Raw genomic sequence first — 21,112 nt, 5'->3', positions numbered from 1 at the left:
CGGGCCTCAGCGGATGTTGTTGTCGTGCCCGTGGGCGCCCGAGGGCAGCGTCGGGATCGACTTCTGCATCTGCACGAGGAACTCCACGTTCGAGTGGGTCTCCTTGAGCTTGCCGAGCACGACCTCGAGTGCCTGCTGCGGGTCGAGGCCGGCGAGGGCGCGGCGGAGCTTCCAGGTGATCTTGACCTCGTCGGCGGAGAGCAGCATCTCCTCGCGACGGGTACTGGACGCGTTGACGTCCACCGCCGGGAAGATCCGCTTGTCGGCCAGCTGACGGGACAGACGCAGCTCGCTGTTGCCGGTGCCCTTGAACTCCTCGAAGATGACCTCGTCCATCTTGGAACCGGTCTCCACCAGCGCGGTGGCGAGGATGGTGAGGGAGCCGCCGTTCTCGATGTTGCGTGCAGCACCGAAGAAGCGCTTCGGCGGGTAGAGCGCCGACGCGTCGACGCCGCCGGTGAGGACGCGCCCGGAGGCCGGAGCCGCCAGGTTGTATGCGCGGCCCAGGCGGGTGATCGAGTCGAGGAGCACGACCACGTCGCGGCCGAGCTCGACGAGACGCTTGGCGCGCTCGATCGCGAGTTCGGCGACCGTGGTGTGGTCCTCGGCGGGGCGGTCGAAGGTCGAGGCGATGACCTCGCCCTTCACGGTGCGCTCCATGTCGGTGACCTCTTCGGGGCGCTCGTCGACGAGAACGACCATGAGGTGCACCTCGGGGTTGTTCTGCGCGATCGCATTGGCGATCTGCTGCAGCACGATCGTCTTGCCGGCCTTGGGCGGCGCGACGATGAGACCACGCTGACCCTTGCCGATCGGCGCCACCAGGTCGATGATGCGCTGCGTCAGCTTCTCCGGCGCCGTCTCCAGGCGCAGGCGCTCCTGCGGGTAGAGCGGGGTGAGCTTGCCGAACTCCACGCGGGTGGCCGCGTCGTCGACGGAGAGGCCGTTGATCGAGTCCACCTTGACGAGGGCGTTGTACTTCTGACGGCCCTGCTGCTCGCCTTCGCGCGGCTGCTTGATGGAGCCGACGACCGCGTCGCCCTTGCGCAGGTTGTACTTCTTCACCTGGCCGAGCGACACGTAGACGTCGCTGGGACCCGCGAGGTAGCCGGTGGTGCGCACGAACGCGTAGTTGTCGAGCACGTCGAGGATGCCGGCGATCGGGATGAGGACGTCGTCCTCGGTGATCTCCGTCTCGAACTCGTCGACCTGGCCGCCGCCGCGACGCTTGTTGCGCTGACGGTTGCGGCCGTTGCCGGACTGCTCGTCATCGGCCGGTGCGTTCTGCGCCTGCTCCTGACCGCCGCCCTGCCCGCGGCCGCGGTTGCGGTTGCGGTTACGGCTGCGGCCTCGACCGCCCTGCTCCTCGCCGTTCTCAGCCTCGCCGGACGCGTCCTTCGCGGGAGCGTCCGCCTCGGCGTCGTTCTTCGCGGCAGCGCCGTCGTTCTTCGACTCGTTCTTCGCCGCGTCGTTCTTGGTGCGACCGCCCTGCGCGGTGCCCGCCTCGGCGGACTCCGTCGCGTTGTCGGCCGGTGCGGCCTCGGCCTTCTCGGTCTTCGCCTCCGGGGCCTCGGCGTCCGCCTTCTTCGTGCGACGGCCGCGCCCGGACTTGGGGGCCTCCGCCGGCGCATCGGCGGCCTCGGCCGCCGGCGTCGACTCGGCAGCGCCGGCCTCGGCGGGAGCCTCGGCATCGGCCTTCTTCGCCCGGGTGCGGCGCGGGGCCTTCGCCTTCGGCGCAGCCTCCGCCGCGTCGGCGGCGTCGCCGGCCGCGGCGGGAGCCTCGGCGGTTCCGGACTCCTCCGTGGCCTTGGCGGCCTTGGTGGCGGCGGTCGCGGTGGTGGCCCGACGCGGCGCGCGCTTCTTCGCCGGAGCGGACTCGGTCGCCGCCTCGGCGACGGGGGCGTCAGCGGCCGGAGCCGCCTGATCGTTCTGGGTCTCGGAGAGGTTCTCCACGAGTACTCCCTTATAGGTCATGGGAAATGAGCGTGAACGCGCACAACGGGTGCTGCGCACGATCGCACGGGCTGACGCTCGGCGTCAGCCAGCCTCGGCACTTGTGCCTCAGGGGTTTGCGTGCGGGTCTTGCAAGAGATGCAATGGGGCCAGATTCACGAATGCTACGTGGAGCCCTCCGCTCGATCCCCCACTGTACCACCACGGACGTCGACGGCGAGCAGGAGCGCCTCCCACGGGGTGTCGGTCACCTGATTGGCCACCTCCACCGCATCGAGACGACTGCCCGGACCGTCCGCCAGCACGAGCACGCTCGGCCCCGCACCGGAGACGACGGCGGCGAAGCCCGCGGCACGGAGGGCCTGGACCAGCCGCTGCGTCTCCGGCATGGCACCGGCCCGGTAGTCCTGGTGCAGGCGATCGGCGGTGGCGTCCAGGAGCAGTTCCGGGCTCTGCATCAGCGCCGCGATCAGCAGCGCCGAGCGCGACACGTTGAACACCGCATCCGCCGTCGAGACGTGCGGAGGCTGCAGCGAACGCGCCTGCGAGGTCGACATCGTGTAGGCCGGGACGAGCACGAGCGGGGAGACGCCGCGGTGCACCAGGAGCTTCTTGTGCTGCGGGCCCCTCTCCCCCATCCAGGCGATCGTGAGCCCGCCGAACAGGGCGGGCGCCACGTTGTCCGGGTGCCCTTCCAGCTCGGTCGCGAGGCGAAGGAGGTCCGTGTCCGAGATATCGACGTCCCCCGCGAGCAGCCCCTTCGCGGCGAGCACGCCCGCGGCGACCGCCGCTCCGGAGGAGCCGAGGCCACGCCCGTGCGGGACGGCGTTCTCGGCCACGATGCGCAGACCCGGCATCGGCCTGCCCGCGTCCGCGAACACATGGGCGATCGTCCGCACGATGAGGTTCGACGCGTCCCGCGGGATGTCCTCGGCCCCGGAGCCGGACACCTCGATCTCGAGCTGCCCCGCGGGCAGTGCGGTCACCTCGAGACGGTCGTAGATGCTGAGCGCGAGGCCGAGCGTGTCGAACCCGGGGCCGAGGTTGGCGCTCGTCGCCGGGACCGTCACCTCGACCGTGCGGCCGATGCGCGCACCGTGCTCCTCGGGAGCGGGAGCCGTCACCGTCGTCACTCGCCTTCCACCCGGAGCACGGAGACCACACGGGCGACGACATCGCTCTCGGCGAGCACGCGCACCGTGTCGCTCAACGCCTGCTCGGTGGCGCGGTGCGTACCGATGATGAGCCGCGCGGTGGGCTCGTCCTCGCCTTCGACGGTCTGCACGACCGTCGCGACCGACACGCCGCCGTCGCTGAGGATGCCGGCAACGGTGGCCAGCACGCCGGGGGCGTCGGAGACCTCGAGCGTGATCTGGTACCGCGTCGTCACGTGACCGATCGGCACCACCGGGAGGTTGGCGCGGGTGGACTCACCGACGCCCACGCCCCCGGCGATGTGCCGACGCGCCGCCGAGACGACGTCGCCCAGGACGGCGGAGGCGGTCTGGACGCCACCCGCCCCGGCGCCGTAGAACATGAGGGAACCGGCGGCCTCGGCCTCGACGAACACGGCGTTGTTGGCGCCGTGCACGGAGGCGAGCGGGTGGGTGACCGGCACCAGCGCCGGGTAGACCCGCACCGAGATGGACTCGGCGCCGTCGGCCTCGATCCGCTCGCACACCGCAAGCAGCTTGATGACGAAACCCGCCGCGCGCGCCTCCTCGATCATGGACGCCGTGATGGTGGTGATGCCCTCGCGGTGCACCGCCTCGAGCGGGACCGCGGTGTGGAAGGCGAGGCTCGCGAGGATCGCCGCCTTCTGCGCGGCGTCGTAGCCCTCCACGTCGGCGGTGGGGTCCGCCTCCGCGTAGCCCAGGCGCTGCGCGTCCGCGAGCACGTCGGCGAAGTCGGCGCCCTCGGTGTCCATCCGGTCGAGGATGTAGTTCGTGGTGCCGTTGACGATTCCCATGATCCGCACCACGCGGTCGCCCGCGAGCGAGTCGCGCAGGGGGCGGATGATGGGGATCGCGCCCGCGGCCGCGGCCTCGTAGTAGACCGAGGCGCCGACCCTGTCCGCGGCTTCGAAGAGCTCGGGTCCGTGCGTCGCGAGCAGCGCCTTGTTGGCGGTGACGACATCGGCCCCCGAGCCGATGGCCTGGAGGATGTTGGTGCGGGCGGGCTCGATGCCGCCGATCAGCTCGATCACGATGTCGGCGCCGACGATGAGCGACTCCGCATCCGTCGTGAAGAGCTCCTTCGGCAGCTCGACGTCACGGGGCGCATCGAGGTCGCGCACGGCGATGCCCGCCAGTTCCAGCGCGGCTCCGGCGCGGTCGGCCAGCTCGTCGCCGTGGCGGAGCAGCAGGGCCGCCACCTGGGAGCCGACGGCTCCGGCGCCCAGCAGCGCCACGCGAAGTCGTCTGTAGTCAGTCATGGGTGCTCCTTCGGAGGTGGGTCATCGTGCTCCCTCGGGGGCGTGCGCCCCGTCGATGCCCGCGTCGCGGGCCAGCAGGTCGTGGACGGTCTCGCCGCGGACGATCACCCGCGAGCGGCCCTCGCGGACCGCCACGATCGGCGGACGCGGGACGTGGTTGTAGTTGCTCGCGAGCGACGCGCAGTACGCCCCCGTGGCGGGGACGGCGAGGAGGTCGCCGGGTGTGACATCGCCCGGAAGGTACTCGTGATCGACGACGATGTCACCCGATTCGCAGTGCTTGCCGACCACCCGGCTCAGCTGCGGCACCCCCGTGCCCGTCCGCGACGCGAGGCGGGCCGAGTAACTGGCCCCGTAGAGGGCGGTGCGGGCGTTGTCGCTCATGCCGCCGTCCACGCTGACGTAGCGCCGGGTCGCCCCCGAAGCGACGGTGACGTCCTTCGTCGTGCCGACCTCGTACAGTGTGACGCCGGCCGTGCCGACGATCGCGCGGCCGGGCTCGAACGAGAGCGCGGGCACCGGGATCCCCCGCGCCTCGCAGCCCTCGGCGACTGCGGCGACGATCCCGCCGGCCAGGTCGTCGATCGGGGTGGGGTCGTCGACCCGGGTGTAGGCGATGCCGAACCCGCCGCCGAGGTTCAGCTGCGGCACAGGGCCGTGCGCGAGGAGCGCGGCGTGCAGCTCGAGCACGCGCGATGCGGATTCCCGGAATCCGGCGACGCCGAAGATCTGGGAACCGATGTGGCAGTGCAGGCCGGCGAACTCCAGACCGGGGATCTCGCGGATCCGGGCGACCGCGACCTCCGCCTCGGCGAGCGGGAAACCGAACTTCTGGTCCTCGTGGGCCGTGGCGAGGAAGTCATGGGTCTCCGCGTGCACACCGCTGATCACGCGGACCATCACGCGCTGCACGGTGTCGGTCCGCGCCGTGATGGCCGCCAACCGCTCGATCTCGATCGCACTGTCGACGACGATGGTGCCGACCCCGACGGCGACCGCTCGTTCCAGTTCGGCGACCGACTTGTTGTTGCCGTGGAAGCCGAGCGAGGAGGGCGCCACGCCCGCGGCGAGGGCCACCTCGAGCTCGCCGCCTGTGCATACGTCGACGCGCAGTCCCTCGTCGACGACCCAGCGTGCGACCGTCGTGCACAGGAACGCCTTCCCCGCGTAGTACACCTGCGCGGTCGTGCCATGCGCGGAGGCGGCACGGTCGAACGCGTCGCGGAAGGCCCTCGCGCGCCCGCGCACCTCGTCTTCGTCGAGCACGAGGAGCGGCGTGCCGTAGGTGCGCACCAGCTCCGGTGCGGGCACGCCGGCGAGCACCAGAGCGCCGTCCTCATCCCGTGCCGCCGACGCCGGCCAGACGCCGGCCGCGAGATCGTTCGGGTCGTCGGGGACGACGAGCCAGTCCGGAGCGAGCGTGGCGGCAGAGTCGAGCACGGAACACCAATCGTGGGACGGATCTCGGGCGGGAGGCGCACATCGAGTTGCCCCGATTCTAGGGCACCCCCTGCATCGCCCTGGTCATGGTGACACGCCGCGTCAACCCCCTGTGGACGCCCTCCCCGGGGCTCATAGGGTGGGGGCGTGGCAGACACCGACACCCGAGACACCGACAACCGTCCCGAGGCCCCGTCGCGCCCCGGACTCGTCGCCCGCATCACGGGACCGGCGATCGCCTGGGCGCTGGCCCGGCGGCCTGTCCGCGCCGTGCTGCTCTATTCCGAACGCCGCGGTCCGATGCTCGCCGACAGCGTCACCTACCGCGCGCTGTTCAGCGTGTTCGCCGGCGTCCTCCTCGGGTTCTCGCTCGCCGCCCTCTGGCTCTCGGGCAATCCCGACGCCTGGCGGGCGATCGTCGACGCGGTGCAGTCGGCCGTCCCCGGCCTCATCGGGGACGGCGGTGTCATCAATACCGAAGACCTTCGGTCGCCGGCCTCGTTCTCGATCGCCGGCATCATCTCCCTCGTCGCGCTGCTGGGGTCAGCTCTCGGTGCCATCGGCTCGCTCCGTACTGCCATCCGCACGATCGCCGGGACGATCCAGGCCGACATCCTGTGGATCTGGGTCATCATCCGCAACCTCCTCCTGGGTCTGGGCATCGGGCTCGCCTTCGTGCTCGCCGCCGGGGTCACGTTCATCGGACAGCTCGGTGTGACCTGGATCGGCGACCTGCTCGGTGTGCCGTCGGACTCCCCGCTGCTCGCATGGAGCGTGCGGGTGCTCTCCCTGCTGGTGGTCTTCGCCCTCGACGCCGCCCTCATCGTCGGCGCCTTCCTGCTGCTCTCCGGGGTGCGCCCCTCCGCCCGCTCGCTGTGGACCGGAGCGCTCCTCGGCGCGTTCGGCCTGATCGTGCTGCAGCAGCTCTCGGGCCTCTTCGTCGGGGGCGCCACGAGCAACCCGCTCCTGGCCTCGTTCGCCTCGCTGCTCGCCCTGCTGATCTGGCTGCAGCTGTCCACCCAGGTGATCCTCGTCGCGTGCGCCTACATCGTCACGGCCGAGGAGGAGCGCGGCGACCGTCTGCACGAACGGTTCGGGGCGCGGACGTTCGTCCAGCGGCGTCTGCAACGCGCCGAGGTCGACGTGAAGGTCGCGACCGCCGAGCTGCGCGAGGCGCAGCGCGCGGCGGCCGAGGAGAACGGCACCCCCGAGAAGTCGTGACGCCCTCGTAGTGACCGAATCCGCTACGGTGGTCACAACGAGAGGGGATGCATGTCCGCGCATCGTCGCACCGTGATCCTTCCCGGAGGGGAGGCGTCGGTGCTGGAGTGGCGACCCGCCGCGGAGACCCGGGTCCCGGTGCTCCTCCTGCACGGCGGAGGCGCCGACAGCGCCGCCCTCTCCTGGGGAGAAGTCGGGCCTGCGCTCGCCGCGGCGGGCCACCGCGTGTTCGCCCCCGATCATCCCGGATTCGGTCGCAGTCCCCGCGCGACGCACCCTCTGACGCAGGAGTGCCTCGTCGCGGGGGTGGGCGACGTCGTCGAGGCCCTCGGTCTCCGCGAGTATGCGATCGCCGGGTTGTCGCTCGGCGCGGGGATGACGCTCGGCCACCTCCTGGATCGTCCGGAAGGGGTGCGGTCCGCCGCCCTCCTCGGAAGCTACGGTCTGATGCCGCGTCTGACCGACGGTCCGTTCAGCGCCGTCGCCCATCTGTCCACCTTCCTGCTCCTACGGTCCGGCCTGCTCGGGGCGATGACGCGCGCATACGGCCGTGACCGGAGGGCGATGGAGCGCGGGCTCCGGGATCTGGTGCGCTCCCCCGCGGCACGCACGCCCGCTCTCGTGGACGCGGTGCTCGACGAAGCGACGACCGGTCAGGGACTCCGCACGTTCGGAGAGTGGCAGCGCGACCAGGTACGGCCGATGCGGCTCCGGACGGACTACCGCGATCGGCTCGCCGAGATCCGCACCCCCGTGCTCCTCGTGCACGGCGACCGGGACTCCGGGGTCCCGCTGCGACGAGCGCAGGACGCGGCCGCGGCCCTGCCCTGCGGAACGCTCGTGGTCGTCCCCGGTGCCGGCCACTGGGTGCAGCGCGACCGCCCCGACGTCGTCATCCCGGCGCTGCGCGACGCCTTCGCCGGGGGGTCCGATGCCTAGGCCGCTCGTGCCGGACCGCCGACGCCGCATCCTGGACGCGGCGGAGCACCTCGTCCTGACGGCCGGGTTCGACGCGATGAGCGTTGCGGCGATCGCGCACGGTGCCGGCATCGGCAAAGGCGCGGTGTACCGGGAGTTCGCGGCGAAGCAGGACATCCTCGACGCCCTGCTCGAACGCGGCGCCGCGCGGCTCGCGGACGACGTCGCGCGGCTCGCGGGCGTGGATCCCTCGCTCAGCACCCTCTACCGCGCGACGGCGGTGGCGCTGCTCGACGACGACCTCATGACCGCGGCGTTCCTCGACGACGCGGGCGTGCTGGGCGCGCGGGTGTCCGCACAGCCGCCCGCCCGGTACCGAGCGCGGCATGCGCGCGTCGTCGCCACGATCCGCGATCTGCAGGAACGCGGACGCATCCGGCGCGACGTCGACCCCGAAGGCCTGGCTCTGGCGCTGTCCAGCGCGACAATCGGGCTGCTCTCCGCCGCCTCCGTCCTGGGCCCCCTGGATGCCGCTCGCTTGGAGAGCGCCATCGACACCATCGGCCGCATGGCCGCGACCTTCGAGACGGAGTGACATGCATCACGAGACTTTCGGCTCCCCGGGGACCCGTCCTCTGCTGCTTCTGCACGGCGGCGGCGTCGCCGGGTGGATGTGGGACCCGATGCGTCGTCACCTCGACCCGGCACGGCGCATCATCATCCCCGACCTTCCCGGCCACGGTCGCAGCGCGACGGCGGACTACGTGTCCCACGAGGAGACGGTGGCGGGGCTCGTCGCCCTCCTGGAGCAGGAAGGGGAAGCAGCCACCGTCGTCGGGTTCTCCCTGGGCGCGCAACTCGCCGTGCTGCTCGCCGCCCGGCGCCCGGATCTCGTCGGCGACGCCGTCGTCATCAGCGCCCAGGCGGAGCCGATGCGCGCCGCCGGTCCCACCCTCGCCCTGCTCCGCCTGACCGCCGGACTCGCGAGGAACCCGCGCTTCGCCCGTCTCCAGGCGCGCGAGCTGTTCATCCCCGACGAGCTGCTCCCTCGGTATCTGGAGACCTCCGCCGCCCTCTCCCGCACGACGCTGCTGCGCGCGGTCGGGGAGAATCTACGGTTCACGACCCCGCCGGCGTGGCGCGCGCACCCCGGCTCCGCTCTGGTGCTCGTCGGCGCGAACGAGAAGCCGCTCATGCACCGTTCCGCCGAACTGCTCAGTCGCGTGCATCCGCGGGCGACCCTCGACGTGGTCGCGGAGTGCGGACACGGCATTCCGCTGCAGCAGCCCGCCGCGCTCGCCGCCCGTCTGGAAGAGAGCCTGTCCGCCTGACCCGGGGCGGAGCGGTCAGCGGTCGCAGGTGCCCTTCTCCTGGAGCGACTCGTCGGTGACGATCGCGCCGTTCACGTCGATGTCGATCACGGCCTCACCGTCGACGATCTCCACGCCTGTCAGCGTGAGACCGGCAGGGAGCTGGTCCGCGATGCACACGCGCCGCGGCTCCGTGATCCCGGCACCGAGGGAGCCGAGGGACGACCCGACCCGGTCCAGATCGATGTCCACGCCGCCGATGCTCGCCGCTACCGGCGTGAGTTCGAGATCACCGTCGACGGCCCCGGGAGTGAGGGTCACCGACACCGGCACCGCAGTGCCGAGCACGTCGAACGAGCCGGCGAGCGTCGCGTTCGGCGCCGCGAACTCGACCGTCTCCACCGGGAGGTCGGTATCGGAGAGCAGAGCGGTGAACTGTTCCTGATCGATGCGGATGGTGCCGTCCGCGCCGTCGAGGTCTCCGCCCCGCAGCGGCACGCCCGTCGCCGTGACGTCCGCCGCTCCCGTGATGCCCTCCAAGGTGATGGCATCGGTCGACAGTCGCAGGGTGTCCAGGCGTCCGGCGACGAGCTGCGGGACCAGAAGCCCCTCGGTCTCGACGTCGAGCTGCTGATCGGCGGGGAGGTCGAGCTGCTCGATCACGATCGATCGGACGGCGCCGGGGAGCACCGCGCGGGCGACGAACTCCGCCGCCACCACGAGCGCCGCGAGCACGACCACGACGATGAGCACCACCCAGGGCCACCGACGACGACGCGTCGCACCGGTATCACCCCGGTCGTCCCTGGAGCCGGGGATGACGAGCGTCGGATGCTCGTCCGAGGGCTCCGGGTACGGCAGCGTGCGGTTGTCGTCGCTCATGGCGCTCCCTACATGCGCTCGGGCGCGGAGACGCCGAGCAGGTCGAGCCCGTTGCGGAAGACCTGACCGGCGGCGTCGTTGAGCCACAGGCGCGTGCGATGCACGTCCTCGACCGGCGCGTCGCTCAGCGGGATCACCCGGCAGTTGTCGTACCAGCGGTGGTAGAGCCCGGCGAGCTCCTCGAGGTAGCGGGCGACGCGATGCGGCTCGCGCACCTCGGCGGCGAAGGCCACGATGCGGGGGAACTCCTGGAGCGCCCCCAGCAGCGCCGCCTCGGTCTCATGCGTGAGCGTCTCCGGAGCGAAGACCGACCGGTCGATGCCGGAGTCGGCGGCGTTGCGAGCGACGTTGTGCGTGCGGGCATGCGCGTACTGCACATAGAACACGGGGTTGTCGTTGGTGCGCTTCTGCAGCAGCTCGGGATCGAGGTCGAGCGGAGAATCGGCGGGTGAGCGCTCCAGCGAGTAGCGCAGCGCGTCCGTGCCGAGCCAGTCCAGCAGGTCGTCCATCTCGATGATGTTGCCGGCGCGCTTGCTGAGGCGGGCGCCGTTGATCGACACCATCTGTCCGATCAGCACCTGGATGTTCGTCGCGGGGTCGTCGCCTGCCGCCCCCGCGACCGCCTTGAGACGGTGCACGTAGCCGTGGTGGTCGGCGCCGAGCAGGTAGATCTTGTCGCGGAAGCCGCGGTCGCCCTTGTTCAGGTAGTAGGCGGCGTCGGCGGCGAAGTACGTGTACTCGCCGTTGGAGCGACGGATCACGCGGTCCTTGTCGTCGCCGAAGTCGGTCGTGCGCACCCAGACGGCGCCGTCCTCGTCGAACACGTGGCCCTGTTCGCGCAGACGATCGACGGCGTGGTCGATGAGGCTGGTACCCGAGGCGTCCTTCGCGTGGAGGGTGCGCTCGGAGAACCACACGTCGAACGGCACGTTGAAGCGCTCGAGGGAGTTCTTGATCTCGGCGAGCTGGTACTCGTAGCCGAGCTCGCGGGCCACCGTGAGCTGCTCCTCCTCCGGGAGGTCGAGCAGGTCGGGGCGGGCCTCGAGCACGCGTCCGGCGAGCGTCGCGATGTACTGCCCCGGGTAGCCGCCCTCCGGCGTGGGCTCCCCCTTGGCCGCCGCCAGGACGGAGGCGGCGAAGCGGTCCATCTGCACACCCGCGTCGTTGATGTAGTACTCGCGCACCGCGTGGGCACCGCTCGCGAGGAGCAGGCGGACGATCGCGTCACCGAGGGCCGCCCAGCGCGTGTGCGCGATGTGCAGCGGGCCGGTGGGGTTGGCCGAGACGAACTCGACGTTCACGCTGACGCCCTCCTGCGAGGAGTTCGTCCCGTACGCGGGACCGGCGTCGACGATGACCTTCGCGAGCGCACCGGCGGCCGCCGCGTCGAGACGGATGTTGAGGAACCCGGGGCCCGCGACCTCCACGCTCGCGATGCCGTCCACATCAGCCAGTCCGTCGGCGATCTGCTGGGCGAGCTCGCGCGGGTTCGTGCCGAAGGGCTTGGCCAGGCGCATGGCGATGTTCGAGGCCCAGTCGCCGTGGTCGCGGTTGCGCGGACGCTCGAGCACGATGTCGGCGGCGGAGAGGTCGAACGGCTCGCCCGGACGTCGTTCCTCGGCGATGGGAGCGAGGACGGCGAGGAGGGCGTGGGCGAGCGTTTCAGGATTCATAGATCCCCCAGTTTACGGGGGCGCGCGGGCCCACCCCGTCGCCCCGCGTGCCGCGGAGTTTGCGATCCGTCGTCCGTGATCTACTCTCACACCATGAACGCCCCCGCCGCCTCTCGTCGACTGCGCATCGCGGGCGTCGCCGCCGCCCTCCTCGTCGCCGTCGCCGCGGGCGTTCTGGGAGTCTGGCGGCCCTGGGTTCCGGCGCCGTCGTCCCTCCCGGTCGGCGCCGCCGCCGGTGACGACTCCGTCGCGGTGATCGCCCCCGCACCCCTCGCACTCCCCGACGAGCCGACCGTCCTCGTCTTCGGCGATTCCTGGACTTACGGCTCAGCCGCATCCGAGCCCACGCTCGGCTATGCGTACGTCCTGGCCGACCTCCTCCACGGCACGACCATCGTGGACGGCGTCCGGGGCAGCGGCTACCTCAAGCCCGGTATCGACGGCCCCACCTTCGGCGAGCGCATCGCGGCACTGGACCCGGCCCTCGATCCGGACCTCGTCATCATCCAGGGCTCCATCAACGACCGTGCGCAGGGCGAGGCCGGCTACCGTGACGCCGTCACCGCCGCGTGGGACGCACTAACGGCGCTCTACCCGAAGGCCGCGATCGTCGTGCTCGGCCCCGCGCCGCACGAGCTTCCGCTCGGCGACCAGACCGCCCGCATCGACCGGGACCTCGCGGCTCTCGCCTCGGCCCGCGGCTGGTGGTACATCTCCCCGATCGAGCGAGACTGGATCACCGACGACAACTATCTCTCCGTGATCGACGTGGAGGTCGGGCGCAAGCATCCGTCCACCGACGGTCACCGCTATCTCGCGGAAAAGCTGGCGGCAGCGCTCGAGGAACTGCGCGCCGCGCCGGTCACGGAGGCCGGTGGGTCGGAGACCACCCCCGACGAGTGATATTGTCGATCGGTACGCCTCCGTAGCTCAGTGGATAGAGCGCCGGTTTCCGGTACCGTAGGTCGCAGGTTCGACTCCTGTCGGGGGCACGTACAGCAAGAGGGATCGTCCGCACGGACGGTCCCTCTTCTCGTTCACCCGGAGGTCGCTCAGCGGGCCCGACGCCCGGACCGGTAGCCTGGATCCGTGCCCTCCCTCCACGTCGCCGGTTCGACGCGCGCTCCGCGCCGTCTGTCGTCCGCGACGCCGATGACGGAGTGGATGCGCGTGGTCCTGCACCCCGGCACCAACGGGTGGACGAGCGTCTGGGGCACCCTCTCGCACGGCGAGATCGCGGGCTGCCCGCCGCCACAGGGATAAGCCGCACCCGGACGGGTGCGGCGCCATCGCGTCACCCACCCATCTGCCGTGAGGTCTCCCTGTGTCTTCTTCGTCGTCCCCTGCCCGTTTCCGTCTCGCGCCGCATGAGCTCTGGCGCGGCATCCGTTCCACCGCTCGCAGCGACGTGCTCGGCGGCGGTCTGCTGCTGACCGCCACGCTCGCCGCGCTGATCCTCGCCAACTCCCCCGCCGCCCCCTGGTACGAGGCGCTCAGGGACTTCCGTTTCGGGGTCACGGAGTGGCACCTCGAGCTCAGCGTGGGCGCCTGGGCCGCCGACGGCCTGCTCGCGGTGTTCTTCTTCGTCGTCGGACTGGAGCTGAAGGAGGAGTTCGTCGCCGGGCGCCTGCGCGACCCGCGCCGTGCGGCGCTTCCGATCGCCGCCGCGGTCGGCGGCGTCATCGTGCCCGCCCTGTTCTTCGTCGCGATCAACGCGACCTCGGGCGCCGACGTGCTGCGCGGATGGGCGATCCCCACGGCCACCGACATCGCGTTCGCGATCGCCGTGCTCGCCGTCGTCGGCCGCTTCCTGCCGCCGGCCCTGCGGGTCTTCCTGTTGACCCTCGCGATCATCGACGACCTCATCGCCATCACGATCATCGCCACCTTCTACACCGAGACCATCAGCTTCCCGTGGCTGATCCTCGCGCTCCTCCCCCTCGCGGGCTTCGCACTCGCCGTGCAGAACGGCATCCGGTCCTGGTGGATCCTGCTGCCCCTCGCGCTCGCCGTCTGGGGCCTCGTGCATGCGTCGGGGGTGCACGCGACGGTCGCCGGCGTGCTGCTCGGCTTCATGGTCCCGGTGCGCCCGACCGAGCGCGCGCGGGTGCGGACCGGGACGGACGCGGACGGCGCCGCGGTCTACGACGGCCTCGCCGCGCACTTCGCGGACCGCTGGGGCATCGTCGCGACCCTCGTCGCCGTCCCGGTGTTCGCCTTCTTCGCGGCCGGCGTCGAGATCGGCGGCATGGACGGCCTCGTCTCGGCGCTGACCGATCCGATCACCATCGGGATCATCGTGGGCCTCGTGCTCGGGAAGCCCGTCGGCATCCTGCTCACGACCTTCCTGTTGAGCCGAGTGCCGGCCCTGCGCCTCGACGAGACGCTGCGCTGGCCGGATCTCGCGGGCATGTCCCTGCTCGCGGGCATCGGGTTCACCGTCTCGCTGCTGGTGGGCGAGCTCGCGTACGGCAGCAGCAGCGTCGCGGACGATCACGTGAAGATCGGGGTGCTCGTCGGCTCGCTCCTCGCCGCGGTCCTCGGCGGACTCGTCCTCGCGGCCCGCAGCCGGAAGGCCCGCGCGGAGGAAAGAACCGTGGCCGCGGGGTGATCGCACCCTCTACGCTTTCCCGCTCCATCCGTCAACGCCCTCAGGGACCGCTGGGGACGCTGGTTAGCGTCGGTCTCCCCACGCAGACAAGGAGCACCCGATGAAGGCGATGACCTACCGCGGACCGTACAAGATCCGCGTCGAGGAGAAACCCGATCCGACGATCCAGCATCCGAACGACGCGATCGTACGGGTCACGAGAGCTGCTGTCTGCGGGTCGGATCTCCACCTCTTCCACGGCATGATGCCCGACACCCGCATCGGGCACACCTTCGGTCACGAGATCGTCGGGGTGGTGGAAGAAGTCGGTCCCTCCGTGGAGAGCCTGCGGCCGGGAGACCGGGTAATGGTGCCGTTCAACATCTACTGCGGCTCCTGCTACTTCTGCCGGCGCGGCCTCTTCTCGAACTGTCACAACGTGAACCCCAACGCGACCGCGGTCGGGGGGATCTACGGCTACTCGCACACGACAGGCGGGTACGACGGCGGGCAGGCGGAGCGTGTCCGTGTGCCGTTCGCGGATGTCGGCCCGTCGGTGATCCCGGAGTGGCTGGCCTCCGAGGACGCGCTGCTGCTCACCGACGCGTTCTCCACCGGATACTTCGGCGCCCAGCAGGCCGACATCGCCGAAGGCGACACGGTGGTGGTCTTCGGCGCCGGGCCCGTCGGCCTCGCCGCCGCCCGCTCGGCCTGGTTCCTCGGCGCCGGACGGGTCATCGTCGTCGACCACCTCGACTACCGGCTCGAGAAGGCACGGGACTTCGCCTTCGCCGAGACGATGCACCTCCACGAAGCCGGCGACATCGTGCTCGCGCTGAAGAAGGCGACCGGCTACCTCGGCGCGGACGTGGTGATCGACGCGGTCGGCGCGGAGGCCGACGGCAGCGTCATCCAGCACGTGACCGCCGCGAAGCTCAAGCTGCAGGGCGGCTCCCCCGTCGCGGTCAACTGGGCCATCGACAGCGCACGCAAGGGCGGCACCGTGTCGATCCTCGGCGCCTACGGCCCGCTGGTGACCTCGGTGCGCCTCGGCGACATCATGAACAAAGGGCTCACGGTACGCGGCAACCAGGCTCCCGTGAAGAGGCAGTGGCCGCGATTGCTCGAACACATCCAGGCGGGCCACATCCGTCCGTCCGAGCTGCTGACGCATCGGTTCCCGCTGGAGCACATCGCGGAGGCCTACCACGTGTTCTCTTCCAAGCTCGACGACTGCATCAAGCCGCTCATCGTCGTCGGAGAGGAATGACCATGCCGTACGAAGGATCTCGCCCCATCCCCGCACCGACCCCCGAGGAACTGCGCGCCCGCATTCCGGGCTGGGGTGCCGATCTCGCCCCCGAGCATCGGCGCACCTGGCAGCAGCTGGAGGATGTGGGTGACACCGGCGCGCACTGGGACCTCCCCGAGCGTCAGGGCCCCGACCGCGGTCGCGAGCGCTCGATCGAGCACGCGATGCTGCCTCCCGTCTGGGGCACCGCGCAGCCGCTGCACGGCCTGTCCGGTGCCATCCGGCGCGTCGCCTACGACCGGTTCAGTGAGACGAAGAACACGCGCTGGTTGCTGCTCGTGCTGGGAGACCGTGTGGACGCCGTCACGGCGCACGCCCGCTCCCTGCTCACCCGGCGACCGGACGACCCCATCACACAGACCGGCGTCCTCGCGGAACCGCAGCATCGTCCGCTCTCGTCGCGGTTCGGACGGGGCCGCGTCGATCTCCGGCACACGTGGCTCGACCCGATCATCGTCGTGGGGCCCTGGGTGCTGACGGCGGTCCTGAGCGTCCGCGCTCTCCGCCGCCTCGGCCGTCGGCGCTGAGCCGGGACCGAGACGGCGGCGTGGTGGCGTTCAGCGCTGCAGGATGCCCGCGGTGACGACCTCCGGACGGAGATCGAGCCGCCGCAGCAGTTGCGCGTTGAGCGCCACCACGATCGTCGACAGCGACATCAGCACCGCGCCCACCGACATCGGCAGCACGAAGCCGATCGGGGCGAGGACACCCGCCGCGAGCGGGACGGAGAGCAGGTTGTAGCCGGCCGCCCACCAGAGGTTCTGCGTCATCTTCCGGTACGAGGCGCGGGACAGCTCGATCACCGACAGCACCGCACGCGGGTCGTCGCCAGCGAGGATGACGCCGGCGGAGGCGATCGCCACCTCGGTGCCGGCCCCGATGGCGAGACCGACGTCGGCCTGAGCGAGCGCGGGGGCGTCGTTCACGCCGTCCCCCACCATCGCGACCCTGCGCCCCTCGCGCTGCAGCTCCTGCACCTTCGCGGCCTTGTCCTCCGGCCGGACGCCGGCGAACACGCGGTCGATGCCGAGGTCCTCCGCGACGGTGTGGGCGACGGCTTCCGCGTCGCCGGTGATCATCACGACCTGGACACCGAGCGCGTGCAGCGCGTCGACCGCGTCCCGCGACTCCGGGCGCACCTCGTCCGCGAGCTTGAGCGCCCCGATGACGTGTCCATCCCGCAGCACATGCAGGATGATCGCGCCGTCCGCACGCCAGCCCTCCGCGACGGGGAGCTCCTGCGCCCCCTCCTCCGTGAGCAGGTGCGGGCCGCCGACCCGGATCACAGCTCCATCCACCGTCGCGGTGACGCCCACCGCCGGCGAGGATGAGAAATCGCGACTGGCCGACACCCGGAGCTCCCTGCCGCGAGCGGCCCGGACGATGGCCTTCGCGAGCGGATGCTCGCTGTCGGCCTCGGCGGCCGCGGCGAGCGCGAGCACCTCGTCCGCCGTCGCGGCACCGGCCACCGACACCTCGGAGACGACGGGCTCGCCCTTCGTCAGCGTGCCGGTCTTGTCGAACAGCACCGTGTCGACGGTGCGCATGCTCTCCAGGGCCAGCCGGTCCTTGACGAGCACGCCACCGCGGGCCGCGCGCTCCGTCGCGATGGACACGACGAGCGGGATCGCCAGGCCCAGCGCGTGCGGGCAGGCGATCACGAGCACGGTGATCGTCCGGATGACGGCATCGTCCGGCAGGCCGACGGCGCTCCACACCACCGCGGTGATCACGGCGGCGCCCAGCGCGAACCAGAACAGCCAGCCGGCGGCCGTATCGGCCAGGCGCTGCGCACGGGACGAGGAGTTCTGTGCCTCCGTGACCAGCCGCTGGATCCCGGCGAGCGTCGTGTCGTCTCCGGTCGCGGTGATCTCGACGCGCAGCCCGGAGTCCGTGGCGACGGTGCCCGCGGTCACCGGATCGCCAGCCGCCCGGGTGACGGTGCGGGACTCCCCCGTCACCATCGATTCGTCCATCGAGGCGCGGCCGTCGACGATCCGCCCGTCCGCGGGGATGCTGCCGCCGGGACGCACCAGCACGACATCGCCCACGCGGAGGTCCGACGGCGAGACCCGCACGACCTGATCGCCCTCGACGCGCTCGGCCTCGTCCGGCAGCAGCGCGGCCAGCGAGTCGAGGGCGGAGGTGGTCTGCGCCAGCGAGCGCATCTCGATCCAGTGTCCGAGCAGCATGATGACGATGAGGAGCGCGAGCTCCCACCAGAAGTCGAGCTCGTGATGCAGCAGGCCGAGGCTCGCTCCCCAGGAGGCGACGAACGCCACCGTGATCGCGAGCCCGATGAGCAGCATCATGCCGGGCTGCCGCGCACGGATCTCGCTGACGGCGCCGGTGAGGAACGGCTTGCCGCCCCACACGTACATGACCGTGCCGAGGACCGGCGACACCCAGGAGAGCCCGGGGATGTCGGGAAGCGGGTAGCCGACGATCATCGCGAACATGCCCGAGAGCAGCACGGTCGGTACCGCGAGCACGAGCATGATCCAGAACAGCCGCCGGAATTGGGCGACGTGGTCGCCATGACCGCCATGGCCGCCGTGACCGCCGTGTCCCACGTGATCGCCGTGTCCCGCGTGATCGCCGTGCCCCGCCTGATCAGCGTGCCCGGAGTGCCCGCTGTGGTCCGCGTGCGTCCCGGTCCCCGCCCCGGCGGGGTGTCCGTGGTCGGAATGGTCGTGATGCGAGGTGCTCATGTCTTCCCTCCAACGTCGATGCTGCCGTGCGGGGCCGGTCCGGCCGCGTCCCCGCACGGGTGGGCGCTCAGGCCACCCTGGTGTACTTCGCGGGATCGGCGTCGAACGCCGGCCCGCAGCCCGCGCAGCAGGATCCTGCGGGGGAATCGGACATGTCGGTGCTCCTCTGTCGTTCGTTCACGGGGTGTCCACCGCCGTGCTGCGGAAGGACCGCAGGCGGAGGCTGTTGCCGACGACGAAGACGCTGGAGAACGCCATCGCCGCACCGGCGAGCATGGGGTTGAGCAGACCGAGCGCCGCGAGCGGGATCGCTGCGACGTTGTAGGCGAAGGCCCAGAACAGGTTGCCCTTGATCGTGCCGAGCGTGCGGCGGGACAGCCGGATCGCGTCGGCCGCACTGCGGAGGTCGCCGCGGACGAGGGTGATGTCGCTCGCCTCGATCGCCGCGTCGGTCCCGGTCCCCATCGCCATCCCGAGGTCGGCCTGCGCGAGAGCCGCAGCGTCGTTCACGCCGTCCCCGACCATCGCGACGACCTTGCCCTCGTCCTGGAGACGGCGCACCACGTCCACCTTCTCCTGGGGCAGGACCTCGGCGATCACCTCGGTGATCCCGACCTCGCGCGCGATCTGCTCTGCCACCGCGCGGCTGTCTCCCGTGAGCAGGACGGGCGTCAGCCCCAGCGCCCGGAGCTGCGCCACCGCCTCCGCGCTCGTGGCCTTGACCGAGTCGGCGACCACCAGCACCCCGCGGGCACGGCCGTCCCAGCCCACCGCGATCGCGGTCTTGCCCTGGGCCTCCGCCTCTGCCTTGGCCGCACTCAGCGCCGCGGACAGGTGCTGCGACCAGTCGGCGAGCAGCGTGGCGCGTCCCACGACGACGGCGTGGCCGTCCACGATCCCCTGGACGCCCTTGCCCTCGATGTTCACGAACTCCTCGACGCGCGGCAGGGCGCCGAGCTCCCGGGTGGCCGCGGCCGCCACGGCCTGCGCGATGGGGTGCTCGGAGGCGTCCTCGAGGGCACCGGCGAGCCGCAGCAGCTCCTCCCGCTGGACGCTGGCGTCAGTGTGCACCGCGGTCAGCGTCATGCGACCGGAGGTGACGGTCCCCGTCTTGTCGAGCACGACCGTGTCGACCTTCCGGGTCGACTCCAGCACCTCGGGCCCCTTGATGAGGATGCCCATCTGGGCGCCGCGACCGGTGCCGACGAGCAGAGCGGTCGGCGTGGCCAGGCCCAGCGCGCAGGGGCAGGCGATGATGAGCACCGCGACTGCGGCCGTGAAGGCGGCGGCAGCCGGGAACCCGGCGGCCAGCCATGCCACCAGCGTGCCGAGGGCGATCACGATCACGATCGGCACGAAGATCCCGGAGACACGATCCGCGAGTCGCTGGACCTCCGCCTTCCCCGTCTGCGCCTCCTCCACGAGGCGCGCCATCTGCGCGAGCTGAGTGTCGGCGCCGACGCGGGTCGCGCGGACGACGAGGCGTCCGCCGGCATTCACCGTGGCCCCGGTGACGACGTCGCCCTCCCTCACTTCCACAGGTACCGACTCGCCGGTCAGCATCGAGGCGTCGACCGCGGAGGAGCCACCGGCAACGACGCCGTCCGTGGCGATCTTCTCCCCTGGACGCACGACGAACTCGTCCCCGACCCGCAGCTCGCTCGTCGGGATCCGGGTCTCGACGCCCTGCCGGAGCACGGCGACCTCCTTCGCGCCGAGCTCCAGCAGCGCGCGGAGCGCCGCACCGGCCTGACGCTTAGAGCGCTTCTCGAAGTAGCGCCCGGCGAGGATGAACGTGGTCACCCCCGCCCCGACCTCGAGGTAGATGTTCCCGGCACCGTCACTGGGCGCGACGGTGAGTTCGAAGGGGTGCGTCATGCCGGGCATCCCAGCAGTGCCGAAGAAGAGCGCGTACAGCGACCACAGCAGGGCGGCGATCGTGCCCATCGAGATGAGCGTGTCCATCGTGGCCGCACCGTGCCGGAGGTTGATCCACGCCGCCTTGTGGAACGGCCAGGCCGCCCACACGATCACGGGACCCGCGAGCGCGAGCGACAGCCACTGCCAGTACGTGAACTGGAGCGCCGGGATCATGGCCATCGCGATGACCGGGACGGTGAGCACGACGGAGGCGATCAGTCGCTGCCGGAGCGCCGTGAGCTCGGGATCCGGCTCTTCCCCGTCGGGTTCCTTCCCCTCGGGCCCGGGAGGCGCGGGGACGACCGCGGTGTATCCGGTCTTCTCGACCTCGGCAATGAGCAAGGCGGTGTCGACGCCCGCCGGCGCCGTGACGCTCGCCTTCTCTGTCGCGTAGTTCACGGTGGCGGTGACGCCGTCGAGACGATTGAGCTTCTTCTCGATCCGCATCGCGCACGACGCGCAGGTCATGCCGCCGATCTCCAGCTCCACGCTGGTCGCGGATGGGGTGTCCATCAGGCCCTGACCGCCTGGTATCCCGCCTCATCGACGGCGGCCAGCACGGCGCCCTCATCGACGGGTGCGGAGCTCTGCACCACGAGCTTCCCGCTCTGCGCACTGACGTCGATACCCTCGACACCGGGAATGCGCGACACCTCGTCGCGGATCGCCATCTCGCAGTGGCTGCAGCTCATTCCGGTGACCTGGTACTCGGTGGTGCTCATCGTGATTCCTTTCTCGGGATACCCCC

At 71.3% G+C, this 21,112-nt stretch carries 18 protein-coding genes and 1 tRNA gene; 10 read left to right on the top strand and 9 right to left on the bottom strand.

Going from position 1 to position 21,112, the window contains the following annotated elements:
- Positions 1-6: 6 nt before the first annotated feature.
- The 4 genes from rho to lysA form a co-directional block, all read right to left on the bottom strand.
- On the bottom strand, positions 7-1,974 hold the full coding sequence (rho, locus tag KAF39_RS10510; RefSeq protein ID WP_210677207.1) for a transcription termination factor Rho: 1,968 nt from the start codon (positions 1,972-1,974) through the stop codon (positions 7-9).
- Between the two features lie 143 nt (positions 1,975-2,117).
- The gene (gene thrB / locus KAF39_RS10505) at positions 2,118-3,086 is read right to left on the bottom strand and encodes a homoserine kinase (protein WP_307805184.1); all 969 of its coding nucleotides are present in this window, start codon (positions 3,084-3,086) and stop codon (positions 2,118-2,120) included.
- A complete protein-coding gene (locus tag KAF39_RS10500) occupies positions 3,083-4,387 on the bottom strand; it encodes a homoserine dehydrogenase (protein WP_210677206.1) in 1,305 nt (434 codons plus the stop codon). The genes thrB and KAF39_RS10500 overlap by 4 nt, the downstream gene beginning before the upstream one ends.
- Positions 4,388-4,408: 21 nt before the next feature.
- Complete coding sequence (gene lysA, locus KAF39_RS10495; RefSeq protein WP_210677205.1) at positions 4,409-5,827, bottom strand: diaminopimelate decarboxylase; 1,419 nt, start codon at positions 5,825-5,827, stop codon at positions 4,409-4,411.
- A 147-nt stretch (positions 5,828-5,974) separates the two neighbouring features.
- Between lysA and KAF39_RS10490 the strand changes: the two genes are divergently transcribed.
- From KAF39_RS10490 to KAF39_RS10475, 4 genes are read left to right on the top strand one after another with little or no spacing between them, the layout of a single operon-like run.
- On the top strand, positions 5,975-7,048 hold the full coding sequence (locus tag KAF39_RS10490) for a YihY/virulence factor BrkB family protein (RefSeq protein WP_210677204.1): 1,074 nt from the start codon (positions 5,975-5,977) through the stop codon (positions 7,046-7,048).
- A 51-nt stretch (positions 7,049-7,099) separates the two neighbouring features.
- The gene (locus tag KAF39_RS10485; RefSeq protein WP_210677203.1) at positions 7,100-7,987 is read left to right on the top strand and encodes an alpha/beta fold hydrolase; all 888 of its coding nucleotides are present in this window, start codon (positions 7,100-7,102) and stop codon (positions 7,985-7,987) included.
- Entirely contained in the window at positions 7,980-8,561 is a 582-nt protein-coding gene (locus KAF39_RS10480; protein WP_210677202.1) for a TetR/AcrR family transcriptional regulator, read from the top strand. The genes KAF39_RS10485 and KAF39_RS10480 overlap by 8 nt, the downstream gene beginning before the upstream one ends.
- A 1-nt stretch (position 8,562) precedes the next feature.
- Positions 8,563-9,297, top strand: coding sequence for an alpha/beta fold hydrolase (locus KAF39_RS10475; RefSeq protein ID WP_210677201.1), 735 nt, complete (start codon positions 8,563-8,565; stop codon positions 9,295-9,297).
- Positions 9,298-9,312: 15 nt separating this feature from the next.
- Here the strand turns inward: KAF39_RS10475 and KAF39_RS10470 are convergent, their stop codons facing one another.
- Positions 9,313-10,158, bottom strand: a complete 846-nt coding sequence (locus KAF39_RS10470; RefSeq protein WP_210677200.1) for a DUF2993 domain-containing protein — start codon at positions 10,156-10,158, stop codon at positions 9,313-9,315.
- A gap of 8 nt (positions 10,159-10,166) precedes the next feature.
- Entirely contained in the window at positions 10,167-11,831 is a 1,665-nt protein-coding gene (gene argS, locus KAF39_RS10465; RefSeq protein WP_210677199.1) for an arginine--tRNA ligase, read from the bottom strand.
- Between the two features lie 93 nt (positions 11,832-11,924).
- Between argS and KAF39_RS10460 the strand changes: the two genes are divergently transcribed.
- The 6 genes from KAF39_RS10460 (at position 11,925) to KAF39_RS10435 (ending at position 16,260) form a co-directional block, all read left to right on the top strand.
- Positions 11,925-12,734 carry an SGNH/GDSL hydrolase family protein gene (locus KAF39_RS10460; protein ID WP_210677198.1) on the top strand — a complete coding sequence of 270 codons (810 nt, stop codon included), beginning with the start codon at positions 11,925-11,927 and terminating at the stop codon, positions 12,732-12,734.
- Between the two features lie 16 nt (positions 12,735-12,750).
- Positions 12,751-12,823, top strand: a tRNA-Arg gene (locus KAF39_RS10455).
- Positions 12,824-12,920: 97 nt separating this feature from the next.
- Positions 12,921-13,094: a hypothetical protein gene (locus KAF39_RS10450; protein ID WP_210677197.1), complete on the top strand. Its 174-nt coding sequence runs from the start codon at positions 12,921-12,923 to the stop codon at positions 13,092-13,094.
- 61 nt (positions 13,095-13,155) lie between these two features.
- Positions 13,156-14,442, top strand: coding sequence for a Na+/H+ antiporter NhaA (gene nhaA, locus KAF39_RS10445; protein WP_210677196.1), 1,287 nt, complete (start codon positions 13,156-13,158; stop codon positions 14,440-14,442).
- A 100-nt stretch (positions 14,443-14,542) separates the two neighbouring features.
- Positions 14,543-15,691 carry a zinc-dependent alcohol dehydrogenase gene (locus KAF39_RS10440; protein WP_210677195.1) on the top strand — a complete coding sequence of 383 codons (1,149 nt, stop codon included), beginning with the start codon at positions 14,543-14,545 and terminating at the stop codon, positions 15,689-15,691.
- Positions 15,692-15,693: 2 nt separating this feature from the next.
- Positions 15,694-16,260 (top strand): hypothetical protein, encoded by a 567-nt coding sequence (locus KAF39_RS10435; protein WP_210677194.1) that lies wholly within the window; start codon positions 15,694-15,696, stop codon positions 16,258-16,260.
- A gap of 30 nt (positions 16,261-16,290) precedes the next feature.
- Here KAF39_RS10435 and KAF39_RS10430 read toward each other — a convergent pair whose 3' ends face one another.
- From KAF39_RS10430 to KAF39_RS10420, 3 genes are all read right to left on the bottom strand, one after another.
- On the bottom strand, positions 16,291-18,444 hold the full coding sequence (locus tag KAF39_RS10430) for a heavy metal translocating P-type ATPase (RefSeq protein WP_210677193.1): 2,154 nt from the start codon (positions 18,442-18,444) through the stop codon (positions 16,291-16,293).
- A gap of 177 nt (positions 18,445-18,621) precedes the next feature.
- A complete protein-coding gene (locus tag KAF39_RS10425) occupies positions 18,622-20,877 on the bottom strand; it encodes a cation-translocating P-type ATPase (RefSeq protein ID WP_210677192.1) in 2,256 nt (751 codons plus the stop codon).
- Positions 20,877-21,086: a heavy-metal-associated domain-containing protein gene (locus KAF39_RS10420; RefSeq protein WP_210677191.1), complete on the bottom strand. Its 210-nt coding sequence runs from the start codon at positions 21,084-21,086 to the stop codon at positions 20,877-20,879. The genes KAF39_RS10425 and KAF39_RS10420 overlap by 1 nt, the downstream gene beginning before the upstream one ends.
- Between the last annotated feature and the right edge of the window lie 26 nt (positions 21,087-21,112).

It is taken from the genome of Microbacterium sp. BLY, from assembly GCF_017939615.1.
Classification (GTDB): Bacteria; Actinomycetota; Actinomycetes; order Actinomycetales; family Microbacteriaceae; genus Microbacterium.
The sequence above is the reverse complement of the archived record's forward strand: the minus strand, read 5'-3'. Positions and strand labels throughout refer to the sequence as shown.

Excerpts from the sequence above, each read along its gene's own strand:
- KAF39_RS10435 (WP_210677194.1), top strand. The coding sequence starts at position 15,694 with ATGCCGTACGAAGGATCTCGCCCCATCCCCGCACCGACCCCCGAGGAA.
- KAF39_RS10485 (WP_210677203.1), top strand. The coding sequence starts at position 7,100 with ATGTCCGCGCATCGTCGCACCGTGATCCTTCCCGGAGGGGAGGCGTCG.
- rho (WP_210677207.1), bottom strand. The coding sequence starts at position 1,974 with ATGACCTATAAGGGAGTACTCGTGGAGAACCTCTCCGAGACCCAGAAC.
- argS (WP_210677199.1), bottom strand. The coding sequence starts at position 11,831 with ATGAATCCTGAAACGCTCGCCCACGCCCTCCTCGCCGTCCTCGCTCCC.
- KAF39_RS10460 (WP_210677198.1), top strand. The coding sequence starts at position 11,925 with ATGAACGCCCCCGCCGCCTCTCGTCGACTGCGCATCGCGGGCGTCGCC.
- KAF39_RS10475 (WP_210677201.1), top strand. The coding sequence starts at position 8,563 with ATGCATCACGAGACTTTCGGCTCCCCGGGGACCCGTCCTCTGCTGCTT.
- KAF39_RS10480 (WP_210677202.1), top strand. The coding sequence starts at position 7,980 with ATGCCTAGGCCGCTCGTGCCGGACCGCCGACGCCGCATCCTGGACGCG.
- KAF39_RS10420 (WP_210677191.1), bottom strand. The coding sequence starts at position 21,086 with ATGAGCACCACCGAGTACCAGGTCACCGGAATGAGCTGCAGCCACTGC.
- KAF39_RS10500 (WP_210677206.1), bottom strand. The coding sequence starts at position 4,387 with ATGACTGACTACAGACGACTTCGCGTGGCGCTGCTGGGCGCCGGAGCC.
- KAF39_RS10470 (WP_210677200.1), bottom strand. The coding sequence starts at position 10,158 with ATGAGCGACGACAACCGCACGCTGCCGTACCCGGAGCCCTCGGACGAG.
- KAF39_RS10430 (WP_210677193.1), bottom strand. The coding sequence starts at position 18,444 with ATGAGCACCTCGCATCACGACCATTCCGACCACGGACACCCCGCCGGG.
- KAF39_RS10425 (WP_210677192.1), bottom strand. The coding sequence starts at position 20,877 with ATGGACACCCCATCCGCGACCAGCGTGGAGCTGGAGATCGGCGGCATG.
- KAF39_RS10440 (WP_210677195.1), top strand. The coding sequence starts at position 14,543 with ATGAAGGCGATGACCTACCGCGGACCGTACAAGATCCGCGTCGAGGAG.